The 14,707-nt window shown below is 41.6% G+C and carries 13 protein-coding genes; 11 read left to right on the forward strand and 2 right to left on the reverse strand.

All coding sequences use genetic code 11. From position 1 onward, the window contains the following. The first annotated feature begins 2 nt into the window (after nucleotides 1-2). Nucleotides 3-1,166, forward strand: coding sequence for a S41 family peptidase (locus M9899_01850; GenBank protein ID MCO5112897.1), 1,164 nt, complete (start codon nucleotides 3-5; stop codon nucleotides 1,164-1,166). Between the two features lie 77 nt (nucleotides 1,167-1,243). Here the strand turns inward: M9899_01850 and tig are convergent, their stop codons facing one another. Beyond that, a complete protein-coding gene (tig, locus tag M9899_01855) occupies nucleotides 1,244-2,554 on the reverse strand; it encodes a trigger factor (protein ID MCO5112898.1) in 1,311 nt (436 codons plus the stop codon). 122 nt (nucleotides 2,555-2,676) lie between these two features. On the opposite strand from tig, the gene M9899_01860 reads away from it, so the two are divergent. From M9899_01860 to M9899_01885, 6 genes are all read left to right on the forward strand, one after another. Next, entirely contained in the window at nucleotides 2,677-3,552 is an 876-nt protein-coding gene (locus M9899_01860; GenBank protein ID MCO5112899.1) for an AAA family ATPase, read from the forward strand. Continuing rightward, nucleotides 3,539-4,540 carry an AAA family ATPase gene (locus M9899_01865; protein ID MCO5112900.1) on the forward strand — a complete coding sequence of 334 codons (1,002 nt, stop codon included), beginning with the start codon at nucleotides 3,539-3,541 and terminating at the stop codon, nucleotides 4,538-4,540. Before M9899_01860 ends, M9899_01865 begins: the two co-directional genes overlap by 14 nt. Nucleotides 4,541-4,601: 61 nt before the next feature. Beyond that, nucleotides 4,602-5,378: an EI24 domain-containing protein gene (locus tag M9899_01870; GenBank protein ID MCO5112901.1), complete on the forward strand. Its 777-nt coding sequence runs from the start codon at nucleotides 4,602-4,604 to the stop codon at nucleotides 5,376-5,378. Next, entirely contained in the window at nucleotides 5,359-6,600 is a 1,242-nt protein-coding gene (gshA, locus tag M9899_01875; GenBank protein MCO5112902.1) for a glutamate--cysteine ligase, read from the forward strand. Before M9899_01870 ends, gshA begins: the two co-directional genes overlap by 20 nt. Nucleotides 6,601-6,644: 44 nt before the next feature. Further along, the gene (locus tag M9899_01880) at nucleotides 6,645-7,295 is read left to right on the forward strand and encodes a hypothetical protein (GenBank protein MCO5112903.1); all 651 of its coding nucleotides are present in this window, start codon (nucleotides 6,645-6,647) and stop codon (nucleotides 7,293-7,295) included. Nucleotides 7,296-7,375: 80 nt separating this feature from the next. After that, nucleotides 7,376-8,017, forward strand: a complete 642-nt coding sequence (locus tag M9899_01885; GenBank protein MCO5112904.1) for a twin-arginine translocation signal domain-containing protein — start codon at nucleotides 7,376-7,378, stop codon at nucleotides 8,015-8,017. Between the two features lie 39 nt (nucleotides 8,018-8,056). Here M9899_01885 and M9899_01890 read toward each other — a convergent pair whose 3' ends face one another. Continuing rightward, a complete protein-coding gene (locus M9899_01890; protein MCO5112905.1) occupies nucleotides 8,057-9,532 on the reverse strand; it encodes a leucyl aminopeptidase in 1,476 nt (491 codons plus the stop codon). Nucleotides 9,533-9,714: 182 nt separating this feature from the next. Between M9899_01890 and M9899_01895 the strand changes: the two genes are divergently transcribed. The 4 genes from M9899_01895 to M9899_01910 all read left to right on the forward strand — a co-directional run bounded on the left by M9899_01895 (nucleotide 9,715) and on the right by M9899_01910 (nucleotide 14,670). Then, a complete protein-coding gene (locus M9899_01895; protein MCO5112906.1) occupies nucleotides 9,715-10,314 on the forward strand; it encodes an ATP-dependent Clp protease proteolytic subunit in 600 nt (199 codons plus the stop codon). 101 nt (nucleotides 10,315-10,415) lie between these two features. Further along, nucleotides 10,416-11,744, forward strand: coding sequence for an ATP-dependent Clp protease ATP-binding subunit ClpX (clpX, locus tag M9899_01900; GenBank protein ID MCO5112907.1), 1,329 nt, complete (start codon nucleotides 10,416-10,418; stop codon nucleotides 11,742-11,744). 44 nt (nucleotides 11,745-11,788) lie between these two features. Next, the gene (lon, locus tag M9899_01905; protein ID MCO5112908.1) at nucleotides 11,789-14,233 is read left to right on the forward strand and encodes an endopeptidase La; all 2,445 of its coding nucleotides are present in this window, start codon (nucleotides 11,789-11,791) and stop codon (nucleotides 14,231-14,233) included. A 20-nt stretch (nucleotides 14,234-14,253) separates the two neighbouring features. Beyond that, the gene (locus M9899_01910) at nucleotides 14,254-14,670 is read left to right on the forward strand and encodes a hypothetical protein (GenBank protein ID MCO5112909.1); all 417 of its coding nucleotides are present in this window, start codon (nucleotides 14,254-14,256) and stop codon (nucleotides 14,668-14,670) included. Nucleotides 14,671-14,707: the final 37 nt, after the last annotated feature.

Raw genomic sequence — 14,707 nt, forward strand, 5'->3', positions numbered from 1 at the left:
GCATGAAGTCAAAAATGGGATTGCTAATATTAGGAGTAGTGTTGGGCATGGCAGTGAACCCGTTGTTGTCTTACTCTAGCCAAAGGTATGATAACCTGCGACTATTTTCTCGCGTATTCAATCTGATTGAGGGTAACTATGTGGATACTGTGGATGAAAAGAAACTGATCATCGGCAGTGTCAGGGGTTTATTAGGCGGGCTCGACCCGTATTCGGCTTATTTAGAAAAAGAGGACTTTAAGGACTTTCAATCAGAGACTTTGGGACGTTTTGGAGGTTTGGGCATTGAGGTCACTCTTGACGAAGGCTTCTTAAAAATCATCAGCCCCATTGAAGACAGTCCTGCCGAAAAAGCAGGAATCAAATCAGGGGATAGGATCATCACTATCAATGGGGAGTTAGTAAAAGGCTTAGACATTGTTGAGGCCAGCAAAAAGCTTCGCGGTAAAATTGGTACAGAGATTAACCTCACGGTAAAAAGAGAAGGCGAACAGCAGCTTCTTAATTTTAAAATCAAACGCGCAAGTATTACGATCAAATCTGTTAAAGGTAGGATCATTGATAAAGACAAGGGCGTACATTATGTACGGGTGAGCAGTTTTCTAGAAAAAACATCCAAAGATTTTACAAACTATATCACTAAGAGCTTACAAAAAAATCCAAACAGTTCATTCATCGTAGACCTAAGAGCCAATCCTGGAGGCCTGCTTAAGCAAGCCGTAGATATGGCAGATCTTTTCATCAATGAAGGGGTCATTGTTTCAACCATTGGGCGCAATAAAGAACAAAAAAACGTGTTAAATGCCACAAAACAGAGCCAAATTCATGGTGACATCAACATGGTGATTTTGGTGGATGGAAACTCTGCCAGTGCCAGCGAAATTTTTGCGGCAGCAATGAAAGACCACAAGAAGGCCACACTTATGGGGGCAAAGACTTATGGAAAAGGTTCTGTACAGTCTGTGATTGCGCTTGAAAATGGCGATGGGGTGAAGCTCACGATTGCCCGCTACTATTCACCCAACGGCAAAACTATAGATAAAAAAGGTGTTGAGCCCGACAAGGTTCTTAAAGAACAAGACAAAAAATTTGAACTTAAAGACATCCAAAACGACCCATGGGTAGTTGAGGCCCAAAAACATCTGACAAAAGATATTAAGTCGTAGAGTATTTGCAAGTGATCAAGAGAATAAAAAAAGGCCAAGTTCAATACTTGGCCTTTTTATTTGTTGTGAGTTAAAGTTTATTCTGCTGTTTTTGCAGGTACGCTTTTTACGTTGGCTTTGGCGATAACAAAGTCAATCACCTTAGTTTCAAGCAGTCTGTATCTTAAAGAATCCAGTTTTCCTGGTTCGTTATAAAACTTGCGTACTTCTTCCACAGGCATTCCCGCACCTTGAGCAAGCTCGGCAAGTCGGTTTTCAACGTCTTTTACAGTGGGGATTAAGTTTTCTTTTTCAGCAATAGCATCAACAATGAAGGAAGACTTGATGATGTCTGAAGCATTTTGTGTAAATTCGGCGTCCCATTTTTTTAGGTAATCGGTCACACCTTGATCGTCCATGCCCTGCTGCTTAAGAGTTTGAGTTGTATTTTGTTTTAGATTTTCTTTTTGTTCTAAAACTAAAGACTCAGGAGCATCAACGGGGTTGGCTTCAACCAGTTTCTTTAAAACCTCTTCTTGAAGCTTCTGTTCAAGACGAGAACTCTCGCTGCGTTCGATATCTTTTTTAATCTGTTGTTTTAAATCTTTAACAGTCTTGATTTTTTCATCACCTAAACTTTGAGCAAATTCATCTGTCAGTTCAGGCAGTGATTTTTTTAGAATTTTATTTAAAGTCACTTTAAAATCTACTTTGGCACCAGCAATTTCAGTAGCGTGGTAATCTTCTGGGAAGGTCAAAGATACAGTCTTCTCGGATCCGATTGTCATACCAACAATGCCATCTTCAAATCCAGGGATGAAGGAGTTGCTGCCAATTTCAAGAATGAAGTTGTTCGCAGCGCCATTTGCCAGTGGACTTCCGTCACTTAAAAAACCTTCAAAGTTGATGTCAGTGAAATCACCAGATTGAACGGGACGCTCTTCTAAAAGAGGAGTTCTCTCTGCGCGTGAATTTAAGATTTGGTTGATCACATCGTCGATTCTGGATTCATCAACGGTGACTTCTTCTTTTTCGATCTCTAAGCCTTCATATTTTTTAAGATCAACCTCGGGGCGCACTTCTAATTCAGCAGTAAATGAAAAGCCCTTATCTTCTTCGATTTGATCTAGATCAATCTTTGGATAGTTGATGGGTTGAAGATTGTGGTCTTGTAATGCTGACATATAGTTGTCTTGAACTAGTTGCTCCACAACATTGCGTGTGGCCTGTTCTTTATACATGCTCTTGATTTGGCTAAGAGGTGCTTTTCCTTTTCTGAAGCCCTTTAAAGTGACTTCGCCTCTAATCTTTTCAAATTGCTTTTCGAAAGCGGCTTTCACGTTCTCTTGGTCAACAACAATTTTAAGTTTTCGCTTTAGGCCCTCAGAGGCTTCAATCGTAGACTTCATCTCAACTCCTTTTTAACATGATCCATATAAATCTATGTTATTCTGTGTATTTACATATAAAGTAAGACATATATAAAGAGACTGAAAATGCTTCAAGAAGGATTTTAATTTTATTGAGTAATATGGGAAAAATTCACTTTTTTACAGGCAAAGGCGGGGTGGGAAAGTCCACTCTAGCGCTCTCTAAGGCTTTACAGCTTGCAAGAGGCGGGCAGAAGACCCTTTTGGTGGAGTTTTCCCAGTTTAATACTATGAGTCGTCACCTGGGCCGAGGGGTGGGGTTTGTACCTGTGAAGTGGCAAGAGCACTTGGATGTGGCGTCGTGGACTGGGGAAGACTGCCTGCGGGAGTATGTGCGCCACTCGGTCAAAATTCGATTTATTTTTGACATGTTCTTTAAAGCCAAAGCCACCAATGCCTTGATCAAGGCGGCCCCCGCCTTAAAGGAAATTTCTTTTTTGGGCTACATCACCAGCCACCTACGAGGGGTGGAGCCTAGGCTGCATTATGATCATATTGTTGTTGATGCTCCTGCTACAGGGCACTTTATCAGTTGCCTGCAGGTGCCAAGAGCACTGCTTGAAATTGCCTCTGTGGGTCCTATGGGACAGCATTGTCGTGGCATCATTGAGGTGCTTAAAAATCCAGAGTGGGTCCATGTCTACACGGTATTTATGCCCGAGCCTTTGGTTCTCAATGAACAAAAAGAACTTCAGCACAAACTCCGAGAGCAGTTTCAAATTACCCCCAAAGTACTTTTAAATAGGTCGTTATACGGGAAGGGCATTCAAAAGATTGCGATCAAGACCAGTGATTTAGGGTTTGCCGAGGGGCAATTCATTGAAGTTCTAAAACAAAATTTAGAGTTAGAAACATCAATGGCGCAAAGTCACCTCTCTCAAAATTCCTTTCCTGAATCTTTTAAGTTGAATTTTGTGGATGTGGCTGAAGAGCTCTCTGAAGAGCATTTATGGGATGTGAAACATGAGCGAGATTAAAGCCCACGTCATAGTTGGCGGAGGAGGCGTGGGCAAAACCACTCTTGTGACCAACCTCTCTTTGCATTCTGCTCTTAAGGGTCAAAGGACATTGGCGATGACTTTTGATCCTTCGTTGCGACTCAAGGATCTGCTTACGGAAGAGGTGACGGATCAGACACAAAACCTAGAGGTCTTTTTAATTGATCCTGCGCAAATATTTGAGCACCTCTTAGGGCAGATCCATCCCGAAGAGGCCAGAGCTTTTAAAAACAACAGGCTCTTTGGGTATCTGCTTGAGGGCATTGTGGGTTTACAAGAATTCACCTCACTTTACTATTTGGTTGAGATGATGAAGTCACAAAAGTACGATGTGATTTATGTGGATACGCCACCTTTTCAAAATGCCTTAGAGTTCTTTTACGCCCCAGAAAAATTTAGAAAGCTCTTTGAGAGTAAGATATTGAGACTCTTTATCGAGTCTGAAAATGAAAACTTCATCACACATTTTATTAAATCTTCGAGCCGTATGGCCCTAAAGACTTTGCAAAGTTTAACGGGGCTAGAGTTTTTTAAACAACTCTTAGACTTTATACGTATTCTAGAAACTGTACGACCTACGGTACTAAACACTTTAAATGAAATAGAAAAAGGGTTTAAAACAGGCTCCGTTCTTGTGGATTATATCAGTGCCTATGGAATAGAAAATGTAATCCAAGCTGATGACTTTCTGTCTGAACTTAAAGGTATAGATTTGCAGGTCAAACGTTATTACGTCAGTAAGTTTATGGGACGGGGATTGGGACACATCCTAGAGCGACAGGGTTTGGAAATGGCTGAGCCCTTACGTCAGTTTTTGCAAAAAAAGACGGCAGAGTCTCAGATCGTTGAAAAGCACCTGCAAGATTTGTCGAACAAGCATAAGGTGAGTATAATTAGAGTTCCATACTTTAACTCAAGTATGAAACCTAAAGAGATCGCAAAGAAGTGGGATGAGCATACGGGGTAAGTACAATGAGGTTTTATACTTTGCGCAAGTATGAGATCCAAAGAAACTACGGAGAAGTGGGATGAGCACACAAGGGCTTAAATTCAGAATGGGCTTCACGACTTTATTTCGTGGATTCAAAGAGATATTCAGTGATCTTAAAATATTTCTCTACACACTCATTCCTGTTTTGATCTCAGCTGTTGTAGTTTTTGTTTTGTTTAAATATGGGTGGGAACTTAGTTCGCAGTGGGCCGAGAGGATCATCACCGACTATATTCCCAGTTATTTATTGAAGGCATCATGGGTTTCTAAGACCATCTATTGGATCATCAATGTGGTATTTAAATTTATGGTGATTCTAGTGCTGACGTACTTTAGTTTTATTTTCATCCAGTTGGTTTCTATTCCCTTTTACAGTTTGATCTGTGAGAGAATTTTATTTAAACGCGGGGTTTTTCCAGACCGTCCCTTTAGAATTTCCACTTGGATCAGAGTCACCATAAGAATGTTTGTGGTTTCGATTGTCAGGATGTGTATCTTTCTTGTGATATGGATTTTAGTTTTTATTGTGTCCCTTATTCCTGGGTTGCAGTTTATAAGTATTTTTTATTCCGCACTTATGGTGGGGATGGATAGCCTAGATTACACAGTGGAAATTTACGAGATGTCTTTAGGGCGTCGGATTGGTTTGTATATTGAAAACTTTGCTTATTTCTCTGCGGTAGGTTTGGTTTTGCTTCCCTTCTTGCTAGTGCCAGGGCTAATTTTATTGCTATTGCCAGTCACTGTGGTAGGAATGAGCGTACAATTTGCCGAAACCATGGGAAGGCAGGAATATGAAAAACTTATTGCATGAAAAGATCGTCAGTAGATACGATGCTCTATTAGATTGGTATGCAACTCAAGTCAAAGAGTGCTCGCTTCCCTTTTATACAAGTTTTGATATTCGCGATTCGGGTTACAAGATTGCGCCTGTAGATGCGAACCTTTACCCTGCAGGATTTAATAACATCTGTCAGGCTGATAAAGACAGTTCGTATGAATTGGTAGAGGCTTACATCAAACAACGTTATGGGTCGGCGGTGCAAAATATAGGTTTACTGACAGAAGAGCACACGAATAACCCTTACTATTGGGACAATGTGTACTGGATTCAGGCTTTGTTGACTGAAGCGGGTTACGCAGTGACATTGCTGTTGCCGAAGGTGATTGCTGAACCTCTGACCTTCACTTCGGCTTCAGGTTATACACTTACAGTGAACCCTTTTGATGTGAAGTCTCAAGGTGGGGTTAAAAATTATAAAGGTGAACCTCTAGATCTGATCATCAGTAACAATGATTTTTCTACCGCTTATGATAGCTGGGTTAAAGACACCAAGGTCAAGATCAACCCACCTCTTGAAATGGGTTGGCACAGTCGCAGAAAAGTGGATTTCTTTAATCATTATAATCAGCTTGCTGCACACTTTGCGGAACTCATTGATGTTCCACCTGTGCTGCTTACGATTGAAACTCAGGCCTATGACAATTTTTCGATTTCAGAAGAAGCCAGTCTTCTGGGCTTAAAGGACAAAGCCGAAAGTATGTTTGAACTTTTGGAACAAAAGTACAAAGAGCACAACATCAAACAAACTCCCTATCTTTTTATTAAGAATAGTTCTGGGACATACGGACTGGGTGTGATTGAAATCAAATCGCCCGAGGACATTTTATCTTGGAACTACAAATCACGTAAAAAAATGAAGGCCGCTAAAGGTGGTGGTGGTATTGGGGCTGTGATTTTACAAGAGGGGATTCCCACCATTGTGAAAGATGCCGAAAGCACGGCAGAGCCTGCCATCTATATGGTTGGTGATCGTTTAGCGGGTGGATTTTTAAGAGTGAATGAACGCAAGGGTCCTGATGAAAATTTAAATGCGCCAGGGGCTGTGTTTTCCCGTCTTTGTGTTTCTGACCTTGAGTTCAATCATCAAGGGCGTTTAATGGAAAACGTTTACGGATGGATTGCCCGTTTGAGCGTGCTCGCCGTTGGTCGAGAGTTTCAAAATAAAGGTATAGAACTTTGCGCAAACCGCTGAGCCTAGTGGTGTTTTTCCCCTAAATCAGGCTATGATAAGGCAGTATGCAGAAGCGCACCGCTTTAATCTTTATACTTTCAACATTCGCCTTAGTCCTTATTGGGCTTGGTGTTTGGAAGAACCCAGCTTTGATTGGAAACACCATGAACTGGAATCAGCGACAGGTCGCTGATGATGCTAAGTTTTTTATCAACCTCGCAAGGGAAAACGCCAAACTTCAGCATGCTGACAATGTGATTGTGTCACATAAATCGGGCACAGACCGTGAAGGCCGAACCTTCATCCAATTCGGAAATTTTATTGAAATGTCTAGCGGAAAAACTCTATGTGATCTGTTTGATCGCATGGGTCTAAGGTTAAGATCAGAAGGTACAGCGGTGAATGGTTATCCTGTGCGGATTGATTTTGAAATGCCTTGCCCTGGCATTGATAACAAAAACCCCGAGTTTTTATTGGAAATCCCTCTCTTTAATGAAGAGCTTTGCTCCAGTGTTCCCGATGGTGTAGTTCGACAGCTTTATAAGGATGTCTTTGTCTCTTTGGAAAACTATGACAAAGAATTCCCCGTGGATTGGGCTCTAGAAGATGTGATGTTTTATGACAGCCAAAGCCGAGGCCATAATCTGGAATACACAGGTAAAGCGATCAGCGATTTACTAAGTGCACCCATCATCCTCTCTTGTCCTATGTATTAATTACAGTTCAAACATTTAAATTGGTAATCCCTAAAGTGATGATTTAATTTCTCTGCGAGTAAAACGGTAGGGAATTCGTAATGAAAATAAACTTTAAAGCAGTTCTTTTGGGTCTATGTTTATTAGCATTTTGTGTTCAGGCAGTGGAAGCTACTGAAGGCGTAAGTCGTCGTTCATTTTTAGCCATGCTTGGCGGCGCTCTTGGGGCTGCGGCTATGGGTCCTCAAATGACTCTTCTGGCAGAAAAAGTAGTTACAACTAGAGTTAGCGATGCGGAAGCTCTGATGAGAATTCAAAGTTCTTTAGACTTCGACTTTCTTCGGCGTTCGGCTTGGGAAAGGTATTTTACTGGGAAGGTCACAGTTAATCCTAGTGCCCCACTTGGAAACGAGCTTGAGATGTTACAGCGGTATCGTGCGCAGCTTGCAGAGTTTGTGAATCACCCAGCTTTCAGTGAAGAAAGCAAAGAACTGGCGCGAATTTTATTTCGTAACACCAACGACATTTATCCCTTTGATATTTCACCGAAAGAGTATGTAGAGCGTGCAAAAAATTATTTTGAACGAGCCAGAGTTCAAACTGTTGATTTAAGATCTGAAGAGACTCTTGAGAGGATCAAAGATTCTTACGACGACTTGTACGAAAAAATTAGAGGCGAATTTGAAAATGGGGAAGCCGAAAGAGCTGTTCGGCTGTCCCTCTGTCGTCAATATTTACAATAAAAATCAACACAGATGTTTTTGCTATACATCTTTAGTCAACTACTGTTGGGCTGTTGCAAGTTCCACAAAGGTTCTTACAAGAACGCCCGTGGCCCCTTTCTTGGGTAAATACTCTCTACGATTGCCACAGTTCCATGCTGTGCCAGCAATATCAAAGTGAACATGAGGAATACCCTCAGAGACAAACTCTGCTAAGAATGCCGCCGCCGTTGCACTTCCAGCTCCTCTAAAAGAGCTGATATTGCTTAGATCAGCAAAAGTTCCTTTGATGTCTTCGGTGTGTTCATTATTAAGAGGCATTCTCCACAGAGGCTCTTCAGACGTTTCTCCTGCAGCAGTTACTGTTTTTGCTAAAGACTCATCTTTGGTGAAGAACCCTGTGTGACTGTTACCTAACGCAATCACCATAGCACCTGTAAGAGTGGCCGCATCAGCAATGAATTTAGGTTTAAGTTCTGAGGCGTAGGAAAGAGCATCTGCTAAGATCAAACGTCCTTCCGCATCGGTATTTAGAACCTCTGCTGTTTTGCCATTGCGGAAACGTAAGATGTCACCAGGTTTGTTAGCACCACCACCTAAAAGGTTTTCTGTGCTGGGGACAAGGGCAGTTACATTCACTTTGAGTTTAAGTTTTGCGATGGCTAAGATCCCAGCGATCACTGCCGTGCCTCCACACATGTCATACTTCATTTCATCCATACCTGCTGCGGGTTTAATGGAGATGCCTCCCGCATCAAAGGTCAGCCCCTTACCTACAAGGCAAATGGGTTTATCAGTGGCCTTTCCGCCTTTGTATTCCATGATAATAAAACGAGGGTCTTTGTCGCTTCCTAAAGAAACACCTAAAAGGCCACCCATCTTTTCTTTTTTAATGCGAGCCTTATCCCAAACAGTGACTTTCACACCTGTGCCTTTAGCCGCATTTTGCGCTTCTTGTGCAAGGATCTCTGGAGTCATAAGATTTCCAGGAGTATCACCCAGTCTACGTGCAAAGTTCACTTGTTCAGAAATTACAGTGGCCTTTTGGAGTGCTGCTTTCGTAGTCTTAAGGTCTTTAAGGTCTACTAGAGTAAGTTGCAGTTCTTTAGCTGCTGGAGTTTTTTTAGATTTAGTTTTGTAATCGTCAAAAGAGTATTCGGAAATCAAAAGCCCTTCGCATAAGCATTCAACCAGATAGGCTTCAGATAAATTTTTGTTTTTAAATTCAGGTAACACAATGGAAGCGGAATCTAGCTTAAGCTCTTTGAGTTTTTTCTGAATGAGTCCACCTAAACGACGGAAGTCTTCGCCAGTAACTTCGTTATTTTTCCCGTAGCCCACAAGAAGCAGATTAGAAAAGTTCTTTTGGTTTAAAGCCAGAAAGCTTACACAAGTTTTCTTTTCGCCGTAAGTATAAGCTTTAAGTTGTGATGAATCGCTGAGACTTGCAGAGAGTTTTTTGTCTGAATCAGAGAACAGAATTAAAGTTTTTGCTTGTGCTTTATCAAAGCCAGTTGCTGATAGCGTGATTTTCATTTTTCCTCCAAAAATAGAATAAAGTCTGTGTACCATACCCCCAGCCAGATTAAAAGCTTGTCAAAATCAAATTTAGTCTCATATTGAGACGAGTAGGGTCTAGCTTTTTGCTTTTACCTTATTTTTTAGGTAGGTTACGTCGATAGACTTGATGTCTATAACAGTATGAAAGGACGGTTTTAATGGCATTGATTCCTGTTGTAATTGAACAAACACCACGAGGCGAACGCAGCTACGACATTTACTCACGACTATTAAAAGACAGGATCATTATGCTTGGGTCAGTGGTTACAGACGACTTGGCAAATAGCATTATTTCTCAGTTGTTTTTCCTAGAGATGGAAAACCCAGATCAAGACATTCACATGTACATTAACTCTCCAGGAGGCAGTGTGACTGCGGGGTTGGCGATTTATGACATCATGCAGTTTGTTCGTTGTGATGTAAGAACTTATTGCCTAGGACAGGCTGCCAGTATGGGGTCTTTGCTTTTAACTGCGGGAACCAAAGGCAAAAGATATATGCTTCCAAATGCAAGGGTAATGATACACCAGCCGTTGATTTCAGGAGGGCTGTCAGGTCAAGCCAGTGATATTGAGATTCATGCTAAAGAAATGATCTATATGAAAAAACGTCTAACTGAAATTTATCAGACTCACACTGGCCGTAACTACGATGAGTTAGAAAAGGCAATGGACAGAGATAAATTTATGAACGCTGAAGAGTCAAAATCTTTTGGCATTATTGATGAAGTGGTTACTTTTAGAAAGAAGATTGATTAAAGACAGCCGCTGAGTTGGATAAAGTGTAGTGATAATTTTTTGTGTTTAATAAGTTGAATTTAGAAACAGATTGATGAGCTTAAAATTGAGGAACGTAGAGAATGAGTCAGAAAGAAAAAAGTGCATTAAGTTGTAGTTTTTGTGGAAAAAGCCAGAGAGAAGTGAAAAAACTTATCGCAGGGCCAGGTGTATACATTTGTGATGAGTGTATTGATTTGTGCAATGACATCATTGTGGAGGAGCAAGACAAAGAGGATCGCTCAAGTTCTCTTTTGAATGTGCCAAAACCTCAAGAGTTATACGATGCCATGGGCGAGTATGTTATTGGTCAAGAGCGCGCCAGAAAGACATTGGCTGTTGCGGTTCATAACCATTACAAACGAGTGAACTCTGTTTTGAGTGGTAAAAAAGAAGAAATAGAAATTGCAAAGAGTAACGTTTTGCTTATTGGTCCTACTGGGTCAGGTAAAACATTGTTAGCGCAAACCATTGCTAAAATTTTAAACGTTCCATTTGCTATGGCAGATGCCACGTCTTTAACCGAAGCGGGGTATGTGGGTGAGGACGTAGAAAATGTAATCTTAAATCTATTGCAAGCCGCAGACTATGATGTCGAGCGCGCTCAACGTGGAGTGATCTATATTGATGAGATTGATAAGATCACTCGCAAATCTGAAAACCCATCAATCACTCGCGATGTGAGTGGTGAGGGTGTACAGCAAGCCTTGCTTAAAATTCTTGAAGGCACAGTGGCCAATCTGCCCCCCAAAGGTGGGCGTAAGCATCCACAGCAAGAGTTTATCCAAGTCGACACGACGAACATCCTGTTTATTGTTGGGGGAGCGTTTGTGGGCTTAGACCGCATCATCGAAAGCAGAATGTCTAATAAAGCTTTAGGTATTGCAGCTGATATTCAATCTAAAGAAGAAAAAGAAAAGCTGCGTGATACAGTATTAAGCAAAGTTGAACCTGAAGATTTATCGCGTTTTGGGCTTATTCCAGAGTTTATTGGCCGATTGCCTTCAATTGCGACATTAGACACCCTTGACGAGGCCGCTTTAATTAACATCTTAACAGCACCTAGAAATGCTCTTTCTAAGCAGTATAAAAAATTGTTTGAGTATGAAGATATTGACCTACAATTTACAGATGCTGCACTAAGGGCTGTGGCTAAAAAGGCTATAAAACGCAAGACAGGAGCCAGAGGCCTAAGAGGTGTGCTTGAAGAAGCAATGCTCGACTTGATGTTCGAAATTCCTAGCAAGTCGAACATAAAAACTGTTATAATTGATGAAGGCGTTATCGAAAACGGTGCCGCTCCTGAGCTAGTCTATAAAACGAAGAGTTCAAAAGAAGTTGCAGCTGAAAAAGAAAATGCCAATAAAAAATCTGAAGAGGGGACAGGCAATAAATCTGCCGAAAGCGCGTAGTCACTGACCCTTTCCCCCTTTGGTAAACTACAAAAGGGGGATCTATGGCTCAAAATAAAAAAATGACTTTACCACTCTTGCCGCTGAGAGACTTAATTGTCTTTCCGCACATGATGATGCCCCTTTTTGTTGGTCGTGAAAAAAGTATCAATGCACTTGAAGATGCCATGGCAAATCAAGTGGACATTGTTCTGGCGGCACAAAAAGATGCAAAAACCAATAACCCTGGTGCTGATGACATTTTTGATATCGGTACAATGGGAACCATTATCCAGTTGTTGCGTTTACCTGATGGTACGGTGAAGGTTCTTGTAGAAGGTAAGAAACGTGTAAAGATCAATAGCTTTATTGATGACGGGGACAAGTGTTTCCGAGTGGAAGTGGAAGTCTTAGAAGAAAAGATCAACAGTGAAGTGGAAGCCCAAGCGTTGATCCGCTCTGTAAAAACCACTTTTGAAAACTACGTTAAACTTAACAAAAGAATCCCACCTGAGATTTTAATGAGAGTGGCCGCCATTGAAAGCGCTAGTGAATTAGCAGATATTATTGTGGCTCAGCTGAATTTAAAAATTGAAGACAAACAAAAACTTCTGGAGATGGATGATCCTACGAAGAGATTAGAAGAGCTTTTGGGCATGATGTCTGGAGAGATCGAAATCTTAGAGGTGGAAAAGAAGATCAGAAATCGTGTGAAGCAACAGATGGAACGCTCTCAAAAAGAGTACTATCTGAATGAACAGATGCAGGCTATCCAAAAAGAGCTAGGCGATAAAGATGATTTCCAAGCCGAGATCGAAGAGCTTTACGAAAAATCAAAAACCAAAAAGATGAGTAAAGAGGCTCGAGAAAAGATAGAAAAAGAAATTAAAAAATTAAAAATGATGTCTCCTATGAGCGCAGAAGCCGCAGTAGTGCGAAACTACATCGACTGGGTTTTGAATTTGCCATGGCAAAACTACGCCACAGAAACCTTAGACATCAATAAAGCCAAAGAAGTTTTAGACGATGATCACTGGGGACTGGAAAAAGTAAAAGAAAGAATTTTAGAGTACTTAGCGGTACAAACTCTCACCTCGGGTCAAGCGGGCCCTATCTTGTGTCTGGTGGGTCCTCCAGGGGTAGGTAAAACCTCTTTAGGTAAAAGTATTGCTGAGTCTTTGAATCGTGAGTTTGCCCGAATCTCTTTGGGTGGTGTGCGTGATGAGGCAGAAATCCGTGGTCACAGAAGAACTTATGTGGGGGCAATGCCTGGAAAGATCATTCAATCTATTAGAAAGTGTGAAACAGGTAACCCTGTGATTCTTTTAGATGAGATTGATAAGATGAGCATGGACTTCCGTGGGGATCCGTCGGCAGCTCTGTTAGAAGTTTTAGACCCAGAACAGAACGTGACCTTTCAAGATCACTATCTTGAACTGGATTATGATTTATCAAAAACTATGTTCATTGCTACGGCAAACTCTCTACATCCTATTCCGCGTCCATTGTTAGATCGTATGGAAGTGATCCAGCTTGAAGGTTATATCGAAAGAGAAAAAGTAGAGATTGCCAAAAAATATCTATTTCCAAAACAGATCGAAAGACATGGTTTGGGGGATTATGGCATAGTGGTGCAAGAGGCCGCTATCACTTACTTAGTTCGCAATTACACTCGCGAGGCAGGGGTGAGAAACCTCGAGCGTCAGGCCGCAACTTTATGTCGTAAGTTAGCTAAAGAAATTGTGAAAGAAGAGTTAGAAGAAAAACGCGCCAATAAAAAGTCTTCAACCAAAAAGGTTTCACGCAAGATCACACCTAAAAAGGTTCAAGAGCTATTAGGTGCGCCACGCTTTAAGCACGGTAAGATCGAAAAAGAAAACGAAATTGGCCTTACCAACGGACTAGCTTGGACAGAAGTGGGTGGTGATCTGTTGGTGGTTGAAGTTTCAGTTGTTCCTGGAAGAGGGAAGTTCACAATCACGGGACAACTTGGTGATGTGATGAAAGAGTCTTGTGTAGCGGCATTAAGTTACGTGCGTTCGAGAGGACCACTGTTTGAGCTAGACAAAGAGTATTACTTTAACCAAGACGTGCACATCCACGTGCCAGAGGGTGCTATTCCTAAGGATGGTCCTTCCGCAGGGATTGCGATCACAACAAGTATTGTGTCAGCGATGTTAAGAATTCCTGTGAAAAGAACGGTAGCGATGACAGGTGAGGTGACCTTACGAGGAAGAGTGCTTGCCATTGGCGGGTTAAAGGAAAAAATCCTAGCAGCTCATCGTGGTGGCATTAAGACGGTGATCATTCCAAAAGAAAACGAAAAGGATTTGAATGATATTCCTTCAGAGGTCTTAAAGGAACTTAAAGTGGTTCTTGTGGATCATGTGGATCAAGTTTTAGTGAACGCTCTTGATATTAAAAATGCCAAAGAGATCTTTAAGCAAAGAGCAGAAAGATCCTTGGGGATTAAGGCTCAATACACGGGGCATTCACTTCAAACGCACTAAACTATAAGGACGATATAGTGATGAAAAGGATTTTATTACTACTTGTGGCCCTCGGTATCGCGGGCTGTGATACCGAAGGTGAGATCATTCAAGGCAGAACCTTATCCTCTGTGGCTCCTCATTCAGGAGCTGCAGGAGGGAATTCGCCTGTGATAGGGGGAGTGTATTATGACAGCGTGGATGGGCTGACCATCTCCCACCCTGGCAACGAAGGAGATGTCCTTGTGTTGAGTGCTGATATGGAGCCCGTGTGGACCAACGCTTCCGCCGTAGGCCTTCCTTTTAGGACGACGGCAGCCCAACAGAACGGCATGACCATAAATGCCATTAAGGACCTGACCGAAAAAAATCAACGCTTAGAAAAAAAGCTATCAGAGTTAGAGGCTCGATTAGAAAAACTGCTTAAAAATCAGCAGGTTCAGATCGAAAACGAATAAGATAAGATCTGAGTGCGCCATAAAAATGACTTATGGT

The sequence above is a fragment of the Pseudobdellovibrionaceae bacterium genome (assembly GCA_023954155.1).
Classification (GTDB): domain Bacteria; phylum Bdellovibrionota; class Bdellovibrionia; order Bdellovibrionales; family UBA1609; genus JAMLIO01.

Excerpts from the sequence above, each read along its gene's own strand:
- M9899_01850 (MCO5112897.1), top strand. The coding sequence starts at position 3 with ATGAAGTCAAAAATGGGATTGCTAATATTAGGAGTAGTGTTGGGCATG.
- tig (MCO5112898.1), bottom strand. The coding sequence starts at position 2,554 with ATGAAGTCTACGATTGAAGCCTCTGAGGGCCTAAAGCGAAAACTTAAA.
- M9899_01860 (MCO5112899.1), top strand. The coding sequence starts at position 2,677 with ATGGGAAAAATTCACTTTTTTACAGGCAAAGGCGGGGTGGGAAAGTCC.
- M9899_01865 (MCO5112900.1), top strand. The coding sequence starts at position 3,539 with ATGAGCGAGATTAAAGCCCACGTCATAGTTGGCGGAGGAGGCGTGGGC.
- M9899_01870 (MCO5112901.1), top strand. The coding sequence starts at position 4,602 with ATGAGCACACAAGGGCTTAAATTCAGAATGGGCTTCACGACTTTATTT.
- gshA (MCO5112902.1), top strand. The coding sequence starts at position 5,359 with ATGAAAAACTTATTGCATGAAAAGATCGTCAGTAGATACGATGCTCTA.
- M9899_01880 (MCO5112903.1), top strand. The coding sequence starts at position 6,645 with ATGCAGAAGCGCACCGCTTTAATCTTTATACTTTCAACATTCGCCTTA.
- M9899_01885 (MCO5112904.1), top strand. The coding sequence starts at position 7,376 with ATGAAAATAAACTTTAAAGCAGTTCTTTTGGGTCTATGTTTATTAGCA.
- M9899_01890 (MCO5112905.1), bottom strand. The coding sequence starts at position 9,532 with ATGAAAATCACGCTATCAGCAACTGGCTTTGATAAAGCACAAGCAAAA.
- M9899_01895 (MCO5112906.1), top strand. The coding sequence starts at position 9,715 with ATGGCATTGATTCCTGTTGTAATTGAACAAACACCACGAGGCGAACGC.
- clpX (MCO5112907.1), top strand. The coding sequence starts at position 10,416 with ATGAGTCAGAAAGAAAAAAGTGCATTAAGTTGTAGTTTTTGTGGAAAA.
- lon (MCO5112908.1), top strand. The coding sequence starts at position 11,789 with ATGGCTCAAAATAAAAAAATGACTTTACCACTCTTGCCGCTGAGAGAC.
- M9899_01910 (MCO5112909.1), top strand. The coding sequence starts at position 14,254 with ATGAAAAGGATTTTATTACTACTTGTGGCCCTCGGTATCGCGGGCTGT.